This window comes from Labilibaculum euxinicum (assembly GCF_009795715.1).
In the GTDB taxonomy this organism is placed as follows: Bacteria; Bacteroidota; Bacteroidia; order Bacteroidales; family Marinifilaceae; genus Labilibaculum; species Labilibaculum euxinus.
Window position 1 is genome coordinate 289,526 of sequence record NZ_WTCR01000007.1, and the last position, 23,617, is coordinate 313,142.

General features: G+C 32.6%; 17 protein-coding genes. 2 read left to right on the top strand and 15 right to left on the bottom strand.

Going from position 1 to position 23,617, the window contains the following annotated elements; all coding sequences use genetic code 11:
• Positions 1 to 24: 24 nt before the first annotated feature.
• Positions 25 to 1,236 carry a site-specific integrase gene (locus GQR60_RS11475; RefSeq protein WP_124993049.1) on the top strand — a complete coding sequence of 404 codons (1,212 nt, stop codon included), beginning with the start codon at positions 25 to 27 and terminating at the stop codon, positions 1,234 to 1,236.
• Positions 1,237 to 1,293: 57 nt separating this feature from the next.
• Here the strand turns inward: GQR60_RS11475 and GQR60_RS11480 are convergent, their stop codons facing one another.
• The 13 genes from GQR60_RS11480 to GQR60_RS11540 all read right to left on the bottom strand — a co-directional run bounded on the left by GQR60_RS11480 (position 1,294) and on the right by GQR60_RS11540 (position 19,648).
• Entirely contained in the window at positions 1,294 to 2,556 is a 1,263-nt protein-coding gene (locus GQR60_RS11480; RefSeq protein ID WP_124993050.1) for a sigma factor-like helix-turn-helix DNA-binding protein, read from the bottom strand.
• Positions 2,556 to 4,319 carry a hypothetical protein gene (locus tag GQR60_RS11485; RefSeq protein ID WP_124993051.1) on the bottom strand — a complete coding sequence of 588 codons (1,764 nt, stop codon included), beginning with the start codon at positions 4,317 to 4,319 and terminating at the stop codon, positions 2,556 to 2,558. Before GQR60_RS11485 ends, GQR60_RS11480 begins: the two co-directional genes overlap by 1 nt.
• A complete protein-coding gene (locus tag GQR60_RS11490; protein WP_124993052.1) occupies positions 4,319 to 6,193 on the bottom strand; it encodes a hypothetical protein in 1,875 nt (624 codons plus the stop codon). The genes GQR60_RS11485 and GQR60_RS11490 overlap by 1 nt, the downstream gene beginning before the upstream one ends.
• Before the next feature lie 45 nt (positions 6,194 to 6,238).
• A complete protein-coding gene (locus tag GQR60_RS11495) occupies positions 6,239 to 6,946 on the bottom strand; it encodes a hypothetical protein (RefSeq protein ID WP_124993053.1) in 708 nt (235 codons plus the stop codon).
• Between the two features lie 83 nt (positions 6,947 to 7,029).
• Positions 7,030 to 8,958, bottom strand: a complete 1,929-nt coding sequence (locus GQR60_RS11500; RefSeq protein ID WP_124993054.1) for a UvrD-helicase domain-containing protein — start codon at positions 8,956 to 8,958, stop codon at positions 7,030 to 7,032.
• Entirely contained in the window at positions 8,940 to 11,096 is a 2,157-nt protein-coding gene (locus GQR60_RS11505) for an ATP-dependent nuclease (protein ID WP_124993055.1), read from the bottom strand. The genes GQR60_RS11500 and GQR60_RS11505 overlap by 19 nt, the downstream gene beginning before the upstream one ends.
• Before the next feature lie 1,205 nt (positions 11,097 to 12,301).
• A complete protein-coding gene (locus GQR60_RS11510; RefSeq protein ID WP_124993056.1) occupies positions 12,302 to 13,465 on the bottom strand; it encodes a VapE domain-containing protein in 1,164 nt (387 codons plus the stop codon).
• On the bottom strand, positions 13,462 to 13,845 hold the full coding sequence (locus GQR60_RS11515; RefSeq protein WP_124993057.1) for a PriCT-2 domain-containing protein: 384 nt from the start codon (positions 13,843 to 13,845) through the stop codon (positions 13,462 to 13,464). Before GQR60_RS11515 ends, GQR60_RS11510 begins: the two co-directional genes overlap by 4 nt.
• Complete coding sequence (locus GQR60_RS11520; RefSeq protein ID WP_124993058.1) at positions 13,829 to 14,455, bottom strand: BT4734/BF3469 family protein; 627 nt, start codon at positions 14,453 to 14,455, stop codon at positions 13,829 to 13,831. The genes GQR60_RS11515 and GQR60_RS11520 overlap by 17 nt, the downstream gene beginning before the upstream one ends.
• 132 nt (positions 14,456 to 14,587) lie before the next feature.
• Positions 14,588 to 14,875, bottom strand: a complete 288-nt coding sequence (locus GQR60_RS11525) for a helix-turn-helix domain-containing protein (protein ID WP_124993059.1) — start codon at positions 14,873 to 14,875, stop codon at positions 14,588 to 14,590.
• A 166-nt stretch (positions 14,876 to 15,041) separates the two neighbouring features.
• A complete protein-coding gene (locus GQR60_RS11530; protein ID WP_124993060.1) occupies positions 15,042 to 16,367 on the bottom strand; it encodes a hypothetical protein in 1,326 nt (441 codons plus the stop codon).
• A gap of 727 nt (positions 16,368 to 17,094) precedes the next feature.
• Positions 17,095 to 18,414, bottom strand: a complete 1,320-nt coding sequence (locus GQR60_RS11535; RefSeq protein ID WP_160463468.1) for a hypothetical protein — start codon at positions 18,412 to 18,414, stop codon at positions 17,095 to 17,097.
• Complete coding sequence (locus GQR60_RS11540; protein WP_124993062.1) at positions 18,356 to 19,648, bottom strand: hypothetical protein; 1,293 nt, start codon at positions 19,646 to 19,648, stop codon at positions 18,356 to 18,358. Before GQR60_RS11540 ends, GQR60_RS11535 begins: the two co-directional genes overlap by 59 nt.
• Before the next feature lie 409 nt (positions 19,649 to 20,057).
• Between GQR60_RS11540 and GQR60_RS11545 the strand changes: the two genes are divergently transcribed.
• Positions 20,058 to 21,140: a class I SAM-dependent methyltransferase gene (locus tag GQR60_RS11545; RefSeq protein ID WP_124993063.1), complete on the top strand. Its 1,083-nt coding sequence runs from the start codon at positions 20,058 to 20,060 to the stop codon at positions 21,138 to 21,140.
• A 213-nt stretch (positions 21,141 to 21,353) separates the two neighbouring features.
• Here the strand turns inward: GQR60_RS11545 and GQR60_RS11550 are convergent, their stop codons facing one another.
• Positions 21,354 to 21,728: a heavy-metal-associated domain-containing protein gene (locus tag GQR60_RS11550; protein WP_124993064.1), complete on the bottom strand. Its 375-nt coding sequence runs from the start codon at positions 21,726 to 21,728 to the stop codon at positions 21,354 to 21,356.
• 44 nt (positions 21,729 to 21,772) lie between these two features.
• Positions 21,773 to 23,578 carry an efflux RND transporter periplasmic adaptor subunit gene (locus GQR60_RS11555; RefSeq protein WP_124993065.1) on the bottom strand — a complete coding sequence of 602 codons (1,806 nt, stop codon included), beginning with the start codon at positions 23,576 to 23,578 and terminating at the stop codon, positions 21,773 to 21,775.
• Positions 23,579 to 23,617 lie beyond the last annotated feature (39 nt).

A 23,617-nucleotide genomic window follows, 5' to 3' on the forward strand; every position in this document is an offset into this window, starting at 1 on the left:
TAAAACATTCAAAAACCAGTAAAAATGAGACAAACTACTTCTATTTTATTTTTTGCAAGAAAAACTACTCAACTGAAAAATGGAGAATCTCCAATCTTCGTAAGAATCACTGTCGATGGTCAAAGATTAGATATCTCTTTGAAGAAAAGTATCGATTCTAAACTATGGGATGCCAATAAGGGAAAGTGCAAAGGCAACTCTCTTAAGACAAAAGAAAACAATCGTTACATTCATTACATGGAAGAAAAACTCTTGAAAATCGTTAACGATCTTGAAATTCAAGAAGAGCTTACTTGTAAAAATATAAAAGCGTGTTTAAATCAGGAGAATGAAGATCTTAGTATTATAAGCATCTTCCAGAGACACAATGAAAGATGTGAAAAGCGTATTGGAATAGATATGGCAGAAGGAACAGTAGAACGTTACCAAACTTGTTTAAAACACACTCAAGACTTCATCAAAACACAATACAACTTAAAAGATTTACCCCTAAACAAAATCAACCATCAATTTATTACCGATTTTGAACATTACTTTAGAACAATACGAAAATGCTCTACCAATACCACTTTTAAATACCTTAAAAATTTTAAGAAAATAACGAATTTGGCTCTAGCAAACGAATGGATGAGATCAGACCCTTTTGCAAAAATCAAGTTCAAAATGGAGAAGGTTGATAAAGAGTTTTTAGATGATGAAGAATTGAAGAAATTGATGGATAAAAGCTTCGAAATTAAACGTCTTGAAATTATTAAAGATCTCTACCTATTTTGTTGCTTTACAGGATTAGCTTTTTCAGATGTAAAATCTCTTAGCCTAGAACAAATTGTAAAAGGTATAGATGGTAATCTATGGATAAAAAGTAGAAGGCGAAAAACTAAAGTCGAATTCGATATTCCACTTTTTGAGATTCCCAAAGCTATTCTTGCTAAGTACAAAGATGATCCTATTTGTATGGTTCAGCAAAAACTATTGCCCGTACCCAGCAACCAAAAGATGAATGCCTATTTAAAGGAAATTGCAGACCTATGTGGTATTAACAAAAATCTAAGCACTCACTCTGCCAGACATACATTTGCGACAACGGTTACTCTAGGCAATAATCTCAACATTAAGGCTATTTCGAAGATGATGGGGCATACCAACACCAGAATGACAGAAAACTATGCTAGAGCTAGCGAAAAGCTCATCTCAAAGGAGATGAATAAGATTCAAGGGATGTATCAATATGTATAAAAGTTAATGCAAAAATCCCCGAGCACCATTACTGTTGTTCGGGGATTTTCTTAATCATTATTGAATCAGCTGAGTATTTTTATTATTCTGGTAGTGTACAATTACTCTCTCCCGATATATTTGATGACTATTTGAATGGTTTAATTTAAATGGGAAAGGATAAAACCCTAAATTATTTTGAATCACAAATGACAAAAAATCATGCCATTTTATCTCATACTTCTCTCTCAATGCCTTAAACTCATTATATAACATTGTTTTTCTCTTCTTATCATTTAATCGATTTAAGATTTCATTCTCAAATTCTTTATTATATTTTCTATCCAAAAGATTCTCAATAGTAGATTTTCCATCGGTAATCAGGAAACCAAACCCATGATTATCACAAAATTCTATCAATGCAGAAAATTTTCTATGAACACGTGCATCAGCCATACCTGTCATATCTTTTACTTCTACGATAAAAGCTTCACCTGATTCCAAAAAGACTGCAAAATCAGGAGTATATTTGTGATTATAACCATTATTATCGTATTCAATTGTTGTTGGTTGCTCAACAAAGAATTTCACATTTGGCATGCACTCAAGCATTAAAATAAAGTTCAATTCAATTCCTGATTCGTATTGAATTTTCCTTTTGCATTTAGCACTCTCATAGTACCCTGTTATATAGTCTGAATCCTGATTAACTTCTCTTTTAGGTTCAAGATTCTGAGTATTAATATTTTTCCAAATTCTCTTTTTTTCACCCCAAATAACATTGCTCAACAACCAATCTTGCTTTTGCTTTATCTTTTGTTTGTATTTTTCTGCTCGATAAGACTCTAATTGTTCTCTTTTTATCTTTGCAAATTGTAGCTTTTTCCATTTTTTATAAGCTGAAATATTCCTATTGATATCTTTGTTCTCTGCATACAGTAAGTGAGAACACAATTTTACTATTTTATCTCCTGATATTTCTACAATATGCTTATTCCAGAAACTGATCAACTGCTCATATGTATTTTCGCCTTTCGAACTTTCAACCTCATATATCAATAAATCAAAAAGCCTTTTACATGGAATATCCGTATTTGCTCTTCTTCCAAACCCACGTAATTTGCGTAATGCTTTATTATGAATTTGTCTAATTCTTTCTCTTGATAAACCAAATTCTTGTGCTATTTCCGCATGTGTCGCAAAAGTATTATTTTCAAAATCATAACTTTTCTGCAAGATCACTCCTTCTCTATCCGTAATAACTCTCTTATTGGAATTTTCCCGTTTCGAAAAAAGACACTCATTAAATAGTTCGATTAATTTTTGCCCTGTTGATGTCATTACAAACAATTTTCTAATTCAATTTCCCTCCATTTATCTGGAAAATAGGGCGTTTGAAAATAAATATGAGCCAGATCTTTTAAAAATGATAAACCTGCCTTATCGGTACGATATTCATATTGAAATTCATCCTTTCTTTTTGCAAATTCTTCCTTAAATTTCTCAAAACTCAAATCTTTATTAAGGTCTTCAAATAAAGAAATATCATGCTGGTAGCCATCATTAAAATGTGGATTAGAGAATAATTGCTCTTCTAAATCATCTTCATTATTTTCAATTAAGTTTTTCGAAGTTGAATATATTCCATGATGTGGAGTGAATATGCCAATATCAATCTTATTCTCAATCAAAAATTTACGAACATCATAATACTCTTCCTCTAATTCGAATATTGCAATATATTCCATTATAACGGCTAATAATGGGCTTGTTGAATCAGAATAATAAACTGGTTTTTCATGGGTAAGAGTAAATCTTATTACACTTTTATAGCTGTTGTTAGCATCAGGTAATCGACCATATTTTTCCTTTCCATTTTTAATATAGAAAATCACACCTTTCAGATAATTTATTGCACTTGCTTTGTCCCCTGCGAATACTAATAAGTTTATTACATCGATGATCGGAATAGAATTCACATCTAAAAGAGGTCTCATTGAAACACTATTAGCATTAAGAACTTTAATTATGACTTCCTTTATACTTTGTTTGTGATCTAAATCATCTCCCTCAATAGAACTCAACATTAAGCATAAATATTGAAGATACTCAAATGTCCTTTTGGTATACCCTATTTGTTCATACCTACCGGAACTTTCAGATGAAAGCCCATTATTAATTACAGCAATTCCCAATGTTCTTTGAAAATATTCTGTTAAAACAGATCGATAAAAATCCAATGTTTGAGTAAAATAGCCTAAAACTTTCTTATCTGTTTCTAATTTATTTTTCAATATCCAATACCAATATCGTATAATCAAGTGTGTCAAATATCGTTTTGATAAATCAAAGTTATTATATTCCTTAGCCTCAGTGTAAACGATAAATGAAATAAGCTTCAATGTTTCAAATAACATTTCCCATTTTCGGTTTAACTTTGTCTTATATCCTTCCCATTTTTCTTTTTCAAATAAAGCATCTAACAAATCAATAAAATCACTTGAAACATGATTTGACGCGTTCAAATTAATCAGAACTTTATTAAACAAATTAGTTGTTTTTACATCTGTTAAAAGAAAGGCTCCAAATAAGTTATCTGTAAACAGTTCTGTTAGTTTCTCAATATCCCATCTATCATATTCATTCACACCATCTTTTGGAAATTCTTGTTTAAGAAACCCATCGTAAACATCTCGAATATTCCCTTTAAGTATACCATTGTGAACTAATACAATTTTTTTAGGAAGACTATCAAAATCCTGATAATCTGACTTAAAGTCAACCAATTTCGCTTCAGTTAGTGATTGAAATATCCCATACTCTTTATAGAATGTAGCTTTTGAAACATCCCTATCTGCACCTCCTTTTAACTCAAAGTAAAATCTTTTTTTCTTTCCATACCCAACATCGTCCTTATCTACAAAGACATCTTTCCCAACTGCAATTATATCCTTTCCAAATTCTTGTAACCCTTTGTTTTCAGTAGGCTTCGATAAAATGTCAAAATTTAAAGAAGTTAATAAAATAGGAAAGATTCTATTTAACTCACTTTCCTCTGTTAAAGACTCCAAATATGATTTAACAATTAATGGTTTAATATTCATTACATCTTATTTAGGTTAATTTCGTATAAATCTGGATTAAGGTAACATTCAGCATCAACCAGCATTTCTGATCTGATATCAGCCAAAGGACGAGATTCCTGTTCTCCATGTTTCCATGAATTTCCTCTCACAATTACAATATTTTTTGCAATCTGAGATAAAAAACCTTTTTGATTTTTTGCCTGATCCATCGCTTTTGCATTCTCCTCACGTTCCAACCTGTAATAAAATTCCATTAAATCACTTTCATTTTCCCTTGGATCAATATCTTTCACAGATTCTTTTATTTTTTTTACTTCATAATAATTATCCAATGATTCTTTAATTGGTTTAATAAATTCTTGATCTTCTTCGGAATCTGAAATTTCTTTTTCAATTAATTTGAATATTGATTCATGGTAAGAGTAGAATACCTTTTCACTCAATCTTCTTTGTAAAAATTCTCTTGTTTTTTTAAACTTTGATTTTCTTAATTCTAATAGAATAGGTATTAATTCATCGAAACAAATAGGTGATTTGCAAATTCCCTTAATTGCATTTATTTGAGCCTCTTCTTCTTTCAGTTTTAATAAGTTCACATTATAAACCCCATGATGAGAAGACTGAATAATTTTAACAGCTAAAATGCTGAACAAGGGATGCTCTTTAAACAAATTGAGAATAATATTTTCCGTAGCTACTTGATTGGTTTGCCAAGCTTGACTTATTCCATTTCTAAATAATTCTATTTTAAAACGGAATTGAGGATTATTTTCAAAATTTGCTATTATATAATTGAAGATATATTGAGGATTTTTGAAATTATCGAAAAACCTGTTGAGTATTTTAATCTTTTTAGTTTTTGAAAGATACATAAGCATTAGATTATACTTATCAGCTTCAAAGTCGTCCAAGTAAGTACTAATCCCATGGAAAACTATATCTAGAACCTTATCTGTACCCTTTTCTATAAAATTAACTAATGCCTGAAAACTCTTTGCCTTAATTTCTTCAGAAGATGCCGAACTGTTTATTAAATTAAATAACAAATAGGATTGTTCACTAGCGACATTTTCATCTTCAAAATTGAGCGGAAAAACACTCTTAAATATATTCTCTATGTCTATTTCATTAGCATATTTAATTCGCGCTAATACAAATAAAGATTCCTGACAATCGACTTCTTTTAATTTAATCCCCACTTCTAAAGCTTTCCTATCTCCTGCATCATACAATCCTATTAAAAGGTGTGACGCTATTCTTAAGGGACTATTCCTACTATTTAAATCAATTAATAAATCATTTGCCTTTTCGGTATTAATACTTCCATATTCTCTCAGAAAATTAATTATACTAGAATTAAGGTTTTCCTTATCCCATAGCTGTATACACATCTCGGCTATTTCTTTAGCCGAATAACCAGAGTAAGGTAAAAAATTCATAAATACTCGTTCAAAACTGTATAAATGATTTTCTTTCTTCTCTATATCTTTCAAAGTAATTAAAAACTCTCTAGGATCTGCAATATCTTCCCTTTTGAATTTATTTAGAACATACGTCTTTAAGCCTTTAATTACCTTATCGTAAGCATTTACAATATTGATCTTATATTCCTTGCGTTTATTCTCTTTAAAATCATTAATACATTTAAAAGCTCCTGAGAATTCAAGTGGAAACTGTTTACCTACTTGCGTTTCAATAAACATTAATAAATGTTCATAAAACAGCTCATTAGGTGTCAACACTAAGATATCTATGTTGTCTTCACTTTCTTTAAGAATATTAACTGAAATTAATTCTTTACAATCTCCAATTTCAGATTTATTAAATAACATTCTATTTTCTTTTAACAGAATCTCAATAATAAGATAAATATTTGTTTCCAATTTAGTCATTAGGATTTAAGTTCTTTTCTTTTGATTACATTCAGCAAGAAATAATTACTTTAAATAAGGATCTGGATAAACTATTTTTAAACGGGCTCCAACAAATCCAAATTCAAGATCTTCAAGGTTCTCCTTTGATTTAAGGGGATGTTCAGTATTATTATATTTCATGTATTTCAATAAAGCTTTTTGAGTGCTTTTGTAGAGTGACAATTGTTTAATACTCGACATAATTTCCTTGTCAGAAATCCTTACTCCTCTAGTCGTGTCTTGATAAATTGTTATTATTAGATCATTACGGCTTTTATCAGTCCAATTATTGAAATATATGATTTCATAATTATCACCCCATGCATCAACAATAATGTCCTCAGAGTCTTCCATTAATATTCTCACAAATACATGATAATCTCCCTCATTAATTATCATTTTCAAACGACAAAGCTGGATTTGCAATCCTTTTGTCGATTGCATAAGCTCCAAAAAAATTAGAGATGAATATTCATAACAGAATCCACCTTCTGCTATTCTTGCGACACAAGCCCGTAGTTGTATTTTTTCTAATTCATTTAAGTTATCTCGATCAACTTTTTTATATAAATCCCTAGCATAATCAGCCCTTCCAAGACTCTGTGATTCAGAGCTTATTATATCTTGAATAATATTACCAGCACCGTAGTGCAATATTTTTTTTGAATTAGCAATTGCCTGTGTTGCTATTCGAGAAATATCAACTGCTGCAATTAAATTTTCTTCTGACATATTTTTTGTTTACTATAATACATAGCAATGAGACAATACCATAGTTAACCGTTAAGGTTTCTTCTCAAATGTTATCTGTAAGTTTAAAGAGGAATTACGTTATCAACCCCAAACCATTCTTTTGCTTGGTCAATTATTTCAGTCGAAGGATTGTGATAATAAACGGCCAGTTTTTCTTTAGCTCTGGTACAGCAAACATAAAAGATTTTCTGAGTTCTTTTTAACACACTTTCTTTGTCAACTCTATTCGTAAATAAATATTCAAAATTGTAATCATTCCACTTTCCATTATCTAAAATGACAAAGACATTATTAAATTCGGCTCCTTTAGTTTTATGCTGCGTAGAAAAGGGTGTGTAACCTTCCAAATATTGATACAAATTTTGAAACTCTTTGAAAGGAATATCTTTCACACGGTTATACAGATACTCATTTCGATTTTTAAAATCTGTTATGTGATCATCAATCAAGCAAATTCCTTTGTCATTTGCATCATTAATGACTTCTTCGATGGTTTTCATACCAACATTCATTAATTCTTCAATATTCCCTTTTAGAATTCTTTTATCTTCGATACGTCTTATTTGATTCCTAAAATCTGTAATTCTCAAAAAATCATTATACTTCTTGTCAGAATAAAGTGAGATGTTTGATTGAATTTTGAATAGATGTTTAATCAATTTATCTCTTTTGGATCCCTTTCTATTTTCTTCTTCTGTATCTTGTTTTTTATTATCAATTAAAGAATCCTTTGTAAGATATATTTTTCGAACTATCGAGAATGGCTTATCTTTTAACTGATTATACAATAATAAATTTGCGGGTTCTTGTAATAAAACATCTTTCTTTAATAGACGTTGTCTATTTTTTAATGCAAATTTATCAACAACTATATCAAATGTATCTTCTTCTTCAATTTCGATTTCTGGTTTATTATTCTTTTTATTGTATTTGATTTTATTTAGAATATCTTTCTTTAAACTAATCACAGGATCTTTATCGTAGATATCCATTAATCCAATGAAGCCGGCTTTATCAGCGATAAGATTATGTGTTAGATTTAATTCTTTTGTTTCCTTTAAATTGGTAAAATCCCAATAAAGTTCTTTTGAAAGAAAATCCTTTACATGATCAATATTTCCATCTGATGAATAAATAAATTTGATTTCACCATCTTTAATTTTCTCATCTACCATGTTTGGAGCTAACACATCTAAAGAAGCTTTCTGTATTATACCATCTGTACGTAATAAGTTAGCGAGATCAATAATTAATTGAGGATTTCTTCGATTTTGATTTTTCTTTATTTCCTTTAAATTATCAACGGCATCACCCTTATAAACATCTACATTACCTATACCGTCATCATAAATAGCCTGCATGGAATCACCGAACAAACCAATTATATTTGATTTAGTACTTTTAATTAAATGTTCAAGAAAAATCTCTATTACAAGTTTATTAGTATCTTGATACTCATCAATGAAAATAAACTTGAATTTATCCTTTAAAATACCACTTAGAGAAGGATATTTTTCAAACATACCATTCGTCAGAATTAATAATTCATCATGAGAAATTATACCATCTTTTAGCCTTAGAAATTCTTTATATTGAATACCATCTTTGCATTCGTCGTAGAAATTATCTGGAACATTATCATCCTCAATATTTATCCTTTTAACGTCGACATTATTTGACAATGCGATTAAAGTAGATTTTAGTTCTTTTTGAAAATGTTTTATATTATCCCATAAAAAATCATGAATGGTTGATACACTTAAATTCTTGTGATCAACCCTTTCTTCAATTTCTTTTACAGCTGCATTTGTATACGTCATACATGCAACTTGAGCAGTTGGATTTTCTTTAATAACTTGTCTTATAACTTGAACTAATGAATAAGTTTTTCCACTACCAGCACCACCGCTTAATAAGAAATTTTGATTATTGTCAATACACTTTAAGATCTCTTGTACTTCTGGTTCTAGTTCTAATCTTGTTTCAACCATACTAAACCCTCTTTTATATATGCAGGAATACTCCAATTGCTAAATTCAATATCGTTCTTATCTGTCTCACTATTAAGTAATATTTCAATCGCAAGAGCAGGTTTTTTTATCACTGCTTTTTCAGAAAAATCAAAAACATCAATTGTATCATTTTTAAAACTTTCCAAATGTGTTGGCCTTAAACTTGAAAATATATTTTTTTCATGTGTTATGAAATCTTTATTAATATGGAAAAAAGCATCTTCAAAACTTCTGGCATGATATCCTGATTCTTCTATTTGATACAACACTAAAAGGTTTCCTTTAGGGTCAGCATGCCATTTTTCATCACCATTTTTACTTAATATTTTTTTATCAAACTTTAATTCTTTAAAATACTTAAGATCCTCTGGTGCATTATGAAAAAATTTCAAGGAATTATTGGAAGTACTTCTTGCGTCCTTATGACTAGCTGCGCACGGTTCAACTACAAATCTTAATTTTCCATTTTTATACTCCTTTTGCACTCCTTTATCATCAAGTTCTGGTTTTAAATAATAACTATCTATGTCAGTTATTATTATAGATTTTTCAATCCCAATAAAGTCAATAAACTTTTCGAATATATGAGAATGAGCACCAACCTCTACTATTGAAATATTCTGTGATAATAATGGATTATCCTTATATTCTTGATCAATCTTTTTCATCATAGCAGGCAATAATATCCTTTCAGTATCACCTTCAATGAAGATTGCCTTATCTGCAAATAATAATTCTGCTCTATTTAATGTGAGGTATTGTTTTAAGAAGCGGAAGTTTTTTTCTTCGTCTTTATATTCCTCTTCTAAATCCATTAAATCTTTTGAAACAATTTCATTACTCAAAGTTTTTCTGAGATATTTAATATCGTTAAAATCACTATCTGCTACAATATGGGAAGAGTGAGTACTTATAATGTATTGGAGATCTCTATTTTCTCCATCTTCACGCTTTACACCTTCTTTTAATAGATCTTTTATGTTTTTTATAAACACATATTGCATTTGAGGATGCGTATGGGCTTCTGGTTCTTCAATGAATAAAAGGTTAATATCGGCTGGTTTTTCATCCTTTTTACGTCTAAATTCTTGAACTAGTATTTCTATTTCAAAAATCATGCTTATTAGGTTTAAGTAACCTAACCCATTATTATACTCAGGAAGTTTATTTTCAGCATCGTGCTTATAAACAACTGTTGTATTGCCCTCAAGTAACTCTCTGTGTTGTAGTGTAGAAATAATTTCAATCTCAGAGTCGTTAGGTTTAATTCCTCCAAACTTCTTTACCTTTTCAATAGTACCGTTAAATAAGCTAGAATATATACCACTCAACTGAGTGTCTGTGTCAATTAATTTATCTTTAAATTCTTCAATTGTGTTGTTTTCTTCTTCACTAGCTTCGGTTCTTCTATAAATCCTTGAAGTCTGCCCAGAAAGTGTTTTATCAACTTCTTTGTTTGTCACATCCCTTTTAGCACTAATATATTTGAAATTTAGGATTTCTTTAATGCTTATTTTCTCAGAATCTAAATCTATATAATTATTTAATTCTGCTTCATCAGTTTCTTTATTATATCCAAATGAATATTTCTTAGATTTGAAATAATCAGAATGCCTATTATTAAGAAAATCAGTTAATGATTTAATTTTATATTGGTCATTCTCTTCAAACTTAGCAGTTTCTTTATTCTCAAATATTTGATAATCACTTCTTAAACGTTTATAATCGGAATAGCTAATGATGTATTCAAATCCTAATACTACTTTGTTATTTTCAGGATCTAAATCCATCATAACTCTACTAATATTCGCCAGGTTATCGTTCTCAAAATATTCGATAAATAATTTTAGCTTTATTCCTAATGGTTCATAATCCTCTTCAGAAATAGTATCTGTAGATCTGATCCAATTATCAAAGTCATGTTTAAATTCAATATTGAAATCATAGTAAGAGAATCTATTACGTTCTGATTGATTAAGGAATTTATCCAATGCTGCTAATATTGAAGTTTTTCCAGAATTATTTTTACCCACTATTAAAGAAAGTTCTTCTTCTAAGTTTATCTCAAAATCCTTTAGAATTCTAAAATTTTCAATTTCAATATTAAAAATATGCATCTCCTGTTATTTTTTGTTCAATCCTATCAAATTTATGAAAAACAAGTAGCAAACAGCCTATTGATATAAAGTAAAATATAGAGTCCACATAAAATAGAATAATTCCACATAATTATTAATACCAGTTATTAGAACATGATTATTCTCCTAAGTGTAGCTAGACAGAGAACCAAGGCGATTTAAAGTCCTTATAGGATCAGATAAATTAACTAATAGTTCTGAGTGTATGTAATTACAACATTTTATTGAATTTTAAGCATAGCGTAACTCGGTCTTACACCAGTTATTTGTCTAAATAACCTGATCATCCAGATAAAAAAGCAGATTATTTTAGTGAACATTCCCATATCACTAGTAAAATCAGCTAACACAGAGAATCAAAACCGAATCATTGAGCAATAATAAAGGGGGTTTTAAGCAGGGCTTAGCCCGGTCTTAGCCCGGTTTCTTACCTAGATAAACTGATCACCCAGACAGAATAACAAATCAATATGGTGTAAACTCCCATTTGACTAGTGAAATCAGCCAACACAGAGAATCAAAACCAAATCAGTAAGTAATGATAAAGGGGTTTTAAACAGGTCTTAGCCCGGTCTTAGCCCGGTTTTTTATCTAGATAAATGATCATCCAGACAGAAAAACAAATTATCTTAATGGAAACTCCCATTTTACCAGCAAAATCAGTCAATACAGAGAATCAAAACCTAATCATTGAGCAATAATAAAGGGGTTTTAAGCAGGGTTTATCCCGGTCTTAGCCCGGTTTCTTACCTAGATAAACTGATCACCCATACAGAAAAACAAATCAATATAGTGGAAACTCCCATTTTACTAGTAAAATCAGTCAATACAGAGAATCAAAACCTAATCAGTAAACAATGATAAAGGGGTTTTAAGCAGGGTTTAACCCGGTCTTAGCCCGGTTATTTATCTAGATAACCTGATCATCCATATTCTCAAATTTAAGAAAAATCGTATTTTCTTCTTACCCTCTTACCCAACTTCCACAACTCACTCATTTGCAAAGCTTCTGGCAGGGTAAGATAAGTTCACTCTTCTTACCCAAAAATCCATTTTTGAGAAAACTGCAAGAATTCTCTTACCCAAAGGTAAGAGGAAAAACCACACCTTACCCGAAGTAAAACCCTGATTACTTATCGTTTAAACAGTCAGGGTAAGAAGGGTAAGAAGAAAACGTGAAAAAACTAAATTTTTGAATCCAGATAATAACCATAAACTCCATTTAGTTTCTTCTTGGGGATATCAATCTGTTTTAAAGCTTTGCCAATTTTCACAACATTCAGATAGTTAATATTCAACATCTGGCTAAGTTTCGTCTTGATATCGGTTGCAGTCCGAAACGAATTAGGATCTTCTGTTTCATCATGTGTAAAGTGTTTTTGAATCAACTGTCTTTCTTCGGATAGAATTTGAAACGCCTGATTCCTGCTTTCATTCTCGTTGATCTCGTCCAATGATAAATTACAGTCAAACTTGGTTTTCACAAGATGGTAAGCCTGAGCATAGACCAAATCAATATCAATCTTCTTCGAATACTCCCAATCTATTTTTTCAATCTCAAAACACAGCCAGCGAACAGATCCTGTTTCATCCATTAGAAACTCCATTTCATTGGTAGAACCAATAAAACTACATCTTCTGGGAATCACCGAAGCCTTTCGTTCATAGGGTAACCGATCATTGATCTTCTCCTTTGAAAAAAGAGCCTTTAGGCTATTGATATCTCTTCGTGAAAGGGTTGCCAATTCATCCAGATTGATCAGAATATTTGTTGCCAGAGCAATACGGCTGTCTTTATCAATCGATATGTTCTCGGAGATATAATCGCCCAAAGTTGGCGGACATAGAAACCTACAGAAAGTTGATTTCCCACTGTTCTGCTTATCGTGAACAAATATTAAAGCTTGCTTGTTAAAAAACCGACTGTCTATTGCTGTTTTAATGACCCGAACCATCCACTTCCGAAAATGTAATTCAAAAGACTTTTGATCCTTGGTGTGAACAAAAGAAGCTAGATTTCCGATATGATCAATCCCATCCCACTCCGGAAGATTGGAAAAATAACTTTCGAATGGATTATAATCGGGCACATAATCAGATTTTAAAAGAGCCAAAAGGTTTGCAATACTAATATTTATACCTTCTTTCTGCAATTCTATATAAAGTGAATTTTCACATAGTATCCGCCATTTAGAAGCATCTTTCTTTCTTATCTCAATATCAAGACTTATAATGTTATTTCTAAGCAAATAACGTTCATTCAGATATTCTTCAGTTAAGCTGAACTTATTTGCAATTGTTTTCTTAGGAGCTATTTCACTCACTTTCTCAGTATTTTCAGTTGTCATATCCTGTTTTTTATCAGTACACCATGAGTTTTAGCGATCCAAAAAAGAGTTGCCAATGTAATTCCTCCACCCCTGCACTTCAAACAATTTGTATATTGTTTATCGCACTTTTCACGATTGTAATCAGGATTCAAACGGCTTATTCGGTGAAAGTAATTACGTCCTGTTTCTCCCAAAGACTCTGAAAGACTAAACCCAATATTCCTCCAAGTTTCATAGCCTTGAGTGATATCTATGCTACATGATTCAATCATTTGTGTTAATTGTTCAACATTTGTCAGTAAGTCACCAACAACCGCAGTTGTTGGTGGTTTGCTCTGGATAGTTCTGGGTTGGTTCTTCACCTCTACCCATACATGCGGATTAAATACCTTTTTCATGACTCAAATATTTGGGATTTATATAAACCTGAGGGTCATATGGCAGAAAGCATGCACGTGCAAGGTCTTTTCCCGAAGCATCAACTTCTATTCGATAAGTTTGTTTCAAGTAATTGCTCACAGCCTTAAAATAGTTCTTGTGGTCCATCAAGCTGATATCGATAGCAATCACCCATTTTAATCCATCACCCGATGGAGAACGGAACAAAAGAACCGTTTCCAAGCTCTCATCAGCTAGTAAGCTCTTTTTAACTCCATCCACATCCGGCAAATGATCAAAGTCCAGCACCATCAAGCCTGAATGATGTTGAAAATGTTTCTCACTTCTTTTGGTAAATGTTCCTGAGAAGCAGACATAGTTGAACTGGCTTGCTTTAAAGGCTCTGGCTTCTTCAATATCTTTGATTTGTCGTAAGGTCTGAGTTCGTTCAATATTCCAATGTCCTTTAATAAGCGTATAAGCATCAAGAACAGTTATTGTCCTGTATGGCTTGGTATTAGATATTGGCTTTTTGAAGAAGCTAAACTCATGTATCTTTATTTTTATCTGGTTATCTAGATATTCAGTATCTAGATAACCGTTTATTTTATCACTTAAATTTGGTTTCATATTATTTCATTTTTTAGAAAGATTAGGGCATAGTTATCCTGTTTGCAAAGCATTACCACTTCACAGCATATTAAGTCTATGCCATACAATTCGATTAATTTAAAGGAAAAGAAGATTCCTTTTAAGAAAGGTTTACTTAAAGGATCTCACGTAATGTTTGTTCAAATGAGCTTCAATATCTGAGCTCTTATAGTAGATTTTTGAACCAATTTGAGAAAAGGCTAAAGTACCGTTATCACGATAGGTTTGAAGCGTTCGCTTGCTAATAAGAAGTGTTTGACAAACTTCCTGATTGTCAAGCCATCTTTCTTCTAATGGATAAAAGTGTTTTCTACTTAATTTTTCAACAGCTTCTTCCATGCTTCTTAATTGCGAGTTTATCTTTAGAAAAGCATCACTGCTCATTGTTACTACTTCCATAATATTGAAATTTAGAGTTAATTAATAAAAATCAAATCTATCTAGCGCTAGTAGATCGTTTCGGAAGCAAACATAGGCAGTACAAAGCAAAAAAAGGGTTGCAACTAACTTGTACAACCCTCAGTAAGCTCACTGATTATCTGCATGATAATTCACATATTTTTATTTAGTATTTATTCAACAATTGACGCAAACGAACCAATTTAGTCTCCCAAAATTCAATCGCTTCATTTTGCGGACTGTCAAAATTATTCTTTACCGATTTATAACTAATATCATCTTTTTGCTTTGAAGAAAAACTTGATGCTATTTGCTTGGATAATTTTGTGATATTATCAGTTTGTAAGATATTCTCATCGCAAAGCAATCGGAAAAACAGAGCCATTTGCGACACCGTTAAATTGGACTTAACCTTTCCAAAACCATTTGAACTGCTCATGCTATTCAATAAAGTGCTGTCGTAATTCTTTAGTTTGTCCTCAATAAATACTATCAATTTATCCAAAGTAACATCAACCAAAGTCATAATATTCGACAAATGATGTTTTCTATAAGTAGGGCTGTCCTTTAAAGTGTAAAGTCGTTTTTTAAAAGCTATCAAAACCTCATATCGTTCTTTCTCATTCTTGCCGGATAAAGATTTGTTAAGATACTCAACACTATAAGCATAAGTCTCTGCGGATGCAATATTTGTCTCGATTAGAAAATTTAACACCTCCTCTTCTTGAACAAGATTATCTGTAGTGTCTAACAAACTATCTAACACCTTCAAGGGCTTTTGGATGAACGAATAAGTCCTATTAGAATCATACAAATTTATGTAAACCTGAGACTTTACATCCCTTACGAAATCTTGAAAAGACGTAAAATCCTTTACTATATCATCTTTTCCAATTTCTTTATCCTTTGGTTCACTTTGGACATCAGAAAGTGAATTAAGAGGAGAATCAGCATATTCGCTAGCTTCAAACATTACACTATCAAAAAGCACGTGATCATTTCCAAGTGAAAAACTTTTAAAGAATTCTTCACGCCATACCTCCACTTTCGTCTCATCAATACTCTTATATCTTAAAATTAAACTTTCGTCTTCTAAAATATCATTAAGAGATACAAATAACTTAACAGTAATAAATTTCAGCAAACCTACAACTCCCTCATAGGCAACAAGAAGATTCGCATAATAGTCATAGCTATCATAGTTTATTTGGAAAATTATTAAATCTTCGAGAGCAGATTTTAGACAACATTCAATTCTTGTTTTAAAACTTAACAGTCTCTTTGCCCTAAATTCAAACATAGATTGAACTGCTTCACGAGATTTACCTTGTCCTGCAATGTCAAAATATATTTTCTTGATTTTATCGAACTCGTATTTTAACTTTTCACAAATATCTTTATTCAAAAATACTATAGAGATTTCATCTTCATTCTCAATTTTTTCATAAGTGTCGTAAAACAACCTCTCTAAATATTCAAATTCATCCCTCATACTATTCCTTTAAATTTTTATTAAGTTGACAAAACTAATAAAATGCGGTGCATTCTGAACATTTTTTATATCTTTGAATTACTCGCAAACGAGAACATTTTGATAAAAAGCAAAGCAATCAAGTAGTTACATAATTCGGTGTAGTGAAAAATAGTTTACAGAGCTAAATCATTGTATTACAGCATACGAGATAGGGATGGTTCAAGATCCTCTCTCTCCGCAAAAAAAAAGCAACTAAATATTAGTTGCTTTTTTTTATGCGCTAAATAAAGGAAACCAAGGGATTCAAACGAAACCATAAAACAGTAAATAATACCAAAGCTTAAAAGCTTTGCCTCCTAAAACACCAAACTAAAGTAGGGTAAATACTTGAAAATTCTTTTTGCTTGTGTCACTCCTTCTTTAAAGACAGAGAGCCCATTTGGAAAACAAGCAGCACAAATAATCCCTATTATCGGGAGAAACACCTGGCAATTTTTTTGCCGATGCCCGGGGAGAGAACACCATACTTTCTATTCAATTTTTAAATTCAACCTACGGGCACGATCTTGAATTAATGCGGTATAGGCTTCTTTCATTTTGAGAGGAAGGAAACTGCTTTCAATCAGATCAAACCAAGACGGGATCGTTTTTTCAAATTTTGTAAAGATATTATCCTGTGTTTTTTCCGGAATCTCAAACAGATTAAAGTCTGTAAAAAATAATGATCTCACCTGGAATGAAAACATCAAAATAGTAAGACCTCTTTCTCCTGCAGGTCTTCTTCATCAGCGATCCCCTCTAAATCATCTTTTAACAGCTCTTTTCCTTTTCTCATGTATTCATCAAAAGCATCCCAATTGTAGGTGTCTTTTTCGTTCCTGTTGATATGTTTCGCCACATCAAAAAGATAATCCAAACCACATTCTTTAAAAAGGGTAAAAATTCCTTGTTCAGGATTCATTTCGCTGGAAGCAAACACTTCCAGTTTGGCAATGTTCCAATAAGTAATTTCCTCTTTGCTTAAGCCCGATAATTTTTCCAGCTTATCACCTTCGGGAGTACCACGCTGTGTCACGAAAAGAAAAGTGCTGATTACTAGCTTGTCACACACCGGCCCGGCAATAAAATACCCCAACTTAAAATCTTTGTAATAAATCGGAAACAATACATTTCTACGATAAATCAAAGGCTCTTTATTCCTCATACTAATACCGATGTAACTTTGTGCAACTTCCTCTCCAATGGGTTTAATCCGGCTAAAATATCTTATAAGTGCATGATTTTGAATGCAGACAGGAAGTTCTTCCTCATCTCCTTTGTATAAGCCGGATAACTTAGCCGCCGAAATGCTGATCCATTGAGGTTCATCATTTACACTTTGGCAGCCTATCTGATAAACAATTCTTTTGATCCCATTTATTTTCACTTTACTAACCCGTGGTTCAACGCTGCATATCTTTAGGGTATGATACAAGCCATGCACATCATCTTTTCTGTATTCATATGAAGTTTTGAAAGTGTGCATGGTTGTCGTAAATGGATTTGAAACAATAAGTATCCTGTTGTAATTCCAATACAAATCCGTTATTGGTTTTTCAATTTTAGCAAAATGCCTAAATAATACATGCAAAGCCTTTTTAATTTCAGTACTTCTTGTTTCAGGAACATAGGAGTGCCATGCTATGAACCGCTCAACGGCCACCATAGCAATCACCGAAACCGGCTTTTGTCCTTCTACCAAAACGGATTTTTCCTGCTGGCAAAACAGCTGACAGAAATGCTTGTAGATTCTCATTTTCTCTCTACTGATCTTATGCCCTGCCATCAATTTCGGCTCCATAAAATGCATGCGAAGCCTGTAAATTTCTTTCATCTCCTGTTGGCTTATTATGCCTAGAGCATCAGCACAGCCAAGTAATTGGCACACTTGTTTTATCCGATTAAAATTGACATTTACGGCTGCACTTTCGTTATACTTTACAACGGGTGTTTTCCTTTTTCCTTTCTTACTCATCAAGCCCCTCCTCAACCAATTCTTCGAGTATTTCATCTTCTGCTCCCTCATCAAATAGTTCTGTTTTCCCCAGATTGATGTATTCGTTTAAAGCTTTCCAATTGTAATTTCTCTGCTCCTTCTCACAGCCTAATGATTGTACAGTAAATAAATGACTTATTCCTGCATCCTCAAATGCTTTCCTCATTTCATGATTAGTCTCCAAATTTGAACCGAAGAAATTTTCAAGGCTGCCAATTTTCCAGTACGATATTTCTTCTTTACTTAAACCCAATACTTTTTCCAGCTTATCACCTTCGGGCGTATAATGATGAGTCAAAAATAAAAATGTCTTAATGATCAATCTATCTTTATTAATTACTCCTAAGAAATAACCACATTTTAGATTTATATGAAAATACGGGATCAAGATATTTCCCTTGTAGATTTCAATCTTCAAAGAGGTTTGTAAAGTATAACTAAGTTGATGGATAATATCTATACCAGATAGTGGTTTTAATCGCTCCAATAATCGGTTATAGGCGTGATTTTGAATACACAGCGGCAATTCCTTTTTATCACCACGGTATACTCCCTGAAGGCTTTTTACAGGTACAAACACCCAATTCATAGTAAAGCCATAATCCAAATACCCTAATTGAAATACTTTCCTGAGTTTACCATTTTCGATATAATTACCCGAACGGCACGGAACAGCCTCTAAAGTTGAAAAATAATGCATCCCGAGTGTTGGATATTCCTTCACATTAAAATCAAACTTCAGATTATATAAGGTTTCGCTAAAAATGTTGGTACTATTGGAAGTAATCGCATAATGATAAATAATTGTCTTAATCGTTTCCTGCAAAGTCCCCAATTTTAACCGCATAGGAGTAAAGGCAATCTGCAATTGATTTTTTCTTTCACCTGTCACATTGTCAAGTGAGGTTAAAAATTGCAATCCTACAAGAATTTCAAAATTGGTGAGTTCTACGTCCCTATCCGGCTGCAGTTTGTAAATACTGTGAGCATAAAAATCCTGCACATATTTCGTAAAGAATTCTAATGCATCTTTTGAAACAACCTCTTTGTTCTCAAACTTAATAGATCCTACATAAACTCTATGTCCGAAGGCATTACTTTTTTCATCTTTTGAAAGAAGTTTAAAAGCAGTTTCACAATCGGTCTGATAACATACGCGTTCTAAAATTTTTAAATATTTTTTTTTAAGTACAGGATTGTTATGAGGACTGTTATCCCGTTTTCTTACTTGCGAAGTATTTGTTTTCTTTCTCTTTTTGGACATCGAACATCTGATTTAAAATGCAGGTGTTAAATTAACAATATACCTGCAAATAAAAATAAAAACCCCTTATTTTATATAACAATTTTATTATTATTTGTCAGGTGTTATACATCGATACAGTTGCCTCGCTCAACTCCCAATCGCACCATACTGAATTAGAAAGTGCAGAACCCTATCAATTTGTCGCATCTAATCTCTATCTTCGCAGGCTTGGTTTTGTTTGCAAATAGCTGGAATTTGGGATAGCGTTCTACTAAAGTTTTCTAATTTTAAATATTGGCATAACCTGATGGGCATATATCCGAACCGGCACTTGTTTTTATTCTAAACAGAAACATCAATTCAATAAACGGCAAAATACAAGAAGCTTATCATCAACTATAGATCATTAAATTAAGGCAATCACCATATGAATTTTGAGGAAAAAAAACATCAAATTAAAAGATATGATCTATCGGAAGATAAATCGTTAAAGGCCTGGAGTGCTGCGGACGAATATCTTTTACAGGCATTTACTGATTTGGAAAAAAACCCAAATCATTTGGGCATTTATGGTGACCGGTTTGGTTTTTTGGGCTGTTATTTACATTCATTTAACCCGACAGTAGTATTCACTCAAAAAAGTCAGCAGAAAGCCATTGGTGCCAATTTAAAAGCACACAATATTCCAATGCTTAATTTTTCGGATCCGCTTTCACCTCTTGAAAATGAAATGGATTTCGCCTTGGTAAATGTGCCTAAATCTTTAGAGCTTTTTCAGCTTTTTCTTGAACAGATTGCAGGCAATTCGAGTGAAGATATTACCGTAATCTGTGCATTCATGACCCGCCATTTTAGTCCTAAATTATTACAAATAGCACAGGAATATTTCGATGTAACGGAACAAAGCAGAGCGGTAAAAAAAGCGCGTCTATTGGTGCTTACAAAAAAGAAAAACATTGTTAAAAAGGAACTCATTACCTCGCTAAACTACAACAATCAAGACTACAAACAGTATTGGGGAGTGTTTTCGGCACAACATATTGATTATGCCACACAGTTTTTTTTGGAACATCTTGAAATAGATGATACCGATCGGTGTATTTTGGATTTAGCCTCTGGAAATGGAATTATTGGCAATGAAATATTCAAAGAATTGCCTGATGCTGAAATCCATTTAATGGATGATTCTTACCTGGCTGTTTCTTCAGCAAAATTAAATGTTCAAGGAGAAAATATACATCATCATTTTAATAATGAGCTAACCATTTTTGATGATAACACTTTTGATTTGATTGTGACAAATCCGCCCTTTCATTTCGAATTTGAGATAAACATCCAAATTCCCCTTCATCTCTTTAAAGGGTGTCTCCGCTGTCTGAAAAAAGGCGGAAATCTTCAGCTTGTCGCAAATAAACATTTAAATTACAAAATACATTTGGAGCCTCTGTTCTCGTCGGTTGAGATTATCGCTGAAGACAAAAAATTTATTGTGTACAAATGCATTAAGTAATTATATCAAAATTGATCTTATAAGATAGTGCTTATAGAATCGAGTCATACCCTGACAAGGAAGACTTGTATACAGACAGAGCACGACAAGCTGATATTTTAAGCAGGATTTTGATATTAAATTGGTATTACCCCTGAGAAACATATAAAAGCCCGACCAATACAGTCGGGCTTCAATTTTTAATCCTGAAGGAAAATATCCAAACCATTTGTTCTATTCATGCTGATGATGTCCTTCGTCACTTTTCATCTCAGCATTCGTCCGATCGTATTTACAACAAGCCGGCAGCTTATTGTAATTCTCATCTTTCGCTTTATGCATTTCCGTATCATGTCCTGCATTGGCAATGGCCATATGTATTTTGTGAATGTCTGTTTTGGTTGTATCAAAAGCAACCTCAATTATTTTCGTTTCCTTGTTCCAATCTGCCAGTGTTACACCATCCACCGCTAAAGCCGCTTTTTCGATTCGGTTTTCGCACATTCCACAATTACCAAATACCTTAAATTTTTTACTTGTTTGCTGAGCAGATAAACTAAGTCCGCTCACTAAAAACAATCCGATTAATCCTATTAGTTTTAACTTCATAACATTTACTTTTATCCTTATTAACTATTTTATTTTACAACACATTACTTAATTGTTTCCTTCACTTCTCCACATCCGAGCATCATGTCTCCAAAATAAGGGTTTTGAATTTCCTCAGAATTACTGAACCAGTAAGCACCTTTATCATCAGCAGCCATAGGGCAGAATTGATAGTAAGTTGTTACTTTATACAGCCCAAAAGATTTTATACTTTTATACAAAGCCTGGTTAAATGGGGCAAAAGCAGTTCTTTGCGCATCAATATCTTTACTGGCAGCAATCGCTTTCAACTTGGTCTCAAGTACATTTAAATTGGTCATCCACTCCATATGGGCATCCCCTTTTAACAGCTCCATGTCAACAGTACTCAGTTTTGACAGTAAGGATTCCGCGGCAGGCTCAACCAAAGATGGGTTGGAGGTAACAAAAGCTTTTGTGAGCAGCAAATATTCGTTATAAAAACCTGTTAATTGCTTTTTAAATTTTTCATCCACCACAGTGCCTTCCATTTTTTGCATCGAATTACCGCCCACCATATCTCCGTGATTATGACCCATTGAGACTTTTCCTCCTTCAGGATTCATCATACTTGGAAGCCCAATTAGCTGAGCGGCAGCATCAATTTTAAAGACTCCGTTTATTGCAATTTCTTCATTCTCTTTCAAGCCCTCACTCACAACAAAAAATGCGCCTGCTTCGGGTCCTAAAACTATTTCACGATACAAAAAAGACGGGGTTTCCCGATTCGGAACTTTTACATACACAACAGATCTTTTTCCTGTCCAAAGTACTGCTGATTTCGGAATCAGTATTTTATTCAATCCTTTCTCAGCTTTAGATTTCACAATCCCGTTCACAAACATTTCCGGTTTAAGCTGCTGATTTTTATTTAAAACCTCTGCTCTCACTTTTGCTACTCTGGTATTGCCGTCAATAAACGGATCGATAAAAGTCACCTTAGCTTCATAATTCTTACCTGGCATCGCCTGCACTGTAAACTCAAGCTTATCATTCACTTTTATCCAGGGCAAATCACTTTCATACGCATCCAGCATCACCCAAAGTTTCGATAAATCAACTACTTCAAACAATTTGGTTCCTTCCTTTATATAGTCGCCAATGGCAACATTCCGCACAGTAACGGTTCCCGAAATTGGAGACAACACGTCAAAATACAGCATTGGTTCTCCTTTTGTTTCAATCTCCTCAATTTGCTTATCGGTAAGATCCCATAATTTCAATTTCCCTTTAGATGCCTGATATAAGGACGGACGCGACGATTTAAAACCAATCGCCTCCAACAATTCACGTTGCGCGGTTACCAAATCGGGAGAATAAATGGTAGCCAGCCTGTCGCCTTTGCGAACTGTTTGTCCTGTGAAGTTGACAAATAACTTCTCTATTCTGCCTCCAAACCGGGCCGTCAATTCCGATATATTTCTTTCATCTGCATGAATTTTCCCCTGCAAACGAATCGATTTTTCAGGAACTCCCAATTGAACTTTCATGGTTTGAATGGCCGCCAATTTAGCCGCAGACTCTGTCATCACAATTTCGTTCGAACTGATATCATCTCCTTTAGATTGCCTGTTTATGAGCGGAATTAAATCCATTGCGCATATCGGACATTTTCCCGGCTTATCCTGTTTTATTTGCGGATGCATGGAGCAAGTCCAGGTAGTTGGATCTTCAGATTCATGATTGTGCCCTTCGTGCCCTTCAACAGCATTGGTGCCTGCAACTGTTTTATCAGACGATCCGGAAAATATCAGGCCGAGAAAAACTCCAATTACCAAAACTGCAATTACCAATTTGTAATTCTCTTTTATATTATTGATTGTTTTTTTCATCTGTTTGTATTTTTTACTTTATGGTCCGATGGAACTTAC

Excerpts from the sequence above, each read along its gene's own strand:
- GQR60_RS11475 (WP_124993049.1), top strand. The coding sequence starts at position 25 with ATGAGACAAACTACTTCTATTTTATTTTTTGCAAGAAAAACTACTCAA.
- GQR60_RS11510 (WP_124993056.1), bottom strand. The coding sequence starts at position 13,465 with ATGACAACTGAAAATACTGAGAAAGTGAGTGAAATAGCTCCTAAGAAA.
- GQR60_RS11515 (WP_124993057.1), bottom strand. The coding sequence starts at position 13,845 with ATGAAAAAGGTATTTAATCCGCATGTATGGGTAGAGGTGAAGAACCAA.
- GQR60_RS11550 (WP_124993064.1), bottom strand. The coding sequence starts at position 21,728 with ATGAAGTTAAAACTAATAGGATTAATCGGATTGTTTTTAGTGAGCGGA.
- GQR60_RS11540 (WP_124993062.1), bottom strand. The coding sequence starts at position 19,648 with ATGTCCAAAAAGAGAAAGAAAACAAATACTTCGCAAGTAAGAAAACGG.
- GQR60_RS11520 (WP_124993058.1), bottom strand. The coding sequence starts at position 14,455 with ATGAAACCAAATTTAAGTGATAAAATAAACGGTTATCTAGATACTGAA.
- GQR60_RS11545 (WP_124993063.1), top strand. The coding sequence starts at position 20,058 with ATGAATTTTGAGGAAAAAAAACATCAAATTAAAAGATATGATCTATCG.
- GQR60_RS11480 (WP_124993050.1), bottom strand. The coding sequence starts at position 2,556 with ATGACATCAACAGGGCAAAAATTAATCGAACTATTTAATGAGTGTCTT.
- GQR60_RS11505 (WP_124993055.1), bottom strand. The coding sequence starts at position 11,096 with ATGCATATTTTTAATATTGAAATTGAAAATTTTAGAATTCTAAAGGAT.
- GQR60_RS11530 (WP_124993060.1), bottom strand. The coding sequence starts at position 16,367 with ATGAGGGATGAATTTGAATATTTAGAGAGGTTGTTTTACGACACTTAT.
- GQR60_RS11525 (WP_124993059.1), bottom strand. The coding sequence starts at position 14,875 with ATGGAAGTAGTAACAATGAGCAGTGATGCTTTTCTAAAGATAAACTCG.
- GQR60_RS11495 (WP_124993053.1), bottom strand. The coding sequence starts at position 6,946 with ATGTCAGAAGAAAATTTAATTGCAGCAGTTGATATTTCTCGAATAGCA.
- GQR60_RS11485 (WP_124993051.1), bottom strand. The coding sequence starts at position 4,319 with ATGAATATTAAACCATTAATTGTTAAATCATATTTGGAGTCTTTAACA.
- GQR60_RS11535 (WP_160463468.1), bottom strand. The coding sequence starts at position 18,414 with ATGAGGGAGCAGAAGATGAAATACTCGAAGAATTGGTTGAGGAGGGGC.
- GQR60_RS11500 (WP_124993054.1), bottom strand. The coding sequence starts at position 8,958 with ATGGTTGAAACAAGATTAGAACTAGAACCAGAAGTACAAGAGATCTTA.
- GQR60_RS11490 (WP_124993052.1), bottom strand. The coding sequence starts at position 6,193 with ATGACTAAATTGGAAACAAATATTTATCTTATTATTGAGATTCTGTTA.
- GQR60_RS11555 (WP_124993065.1), bottom strand. The coding sequence starts at position 23,578 with ATGAAAAAAACAATCAATAATATAAAAGAGAATTACAAATTGGTAATT.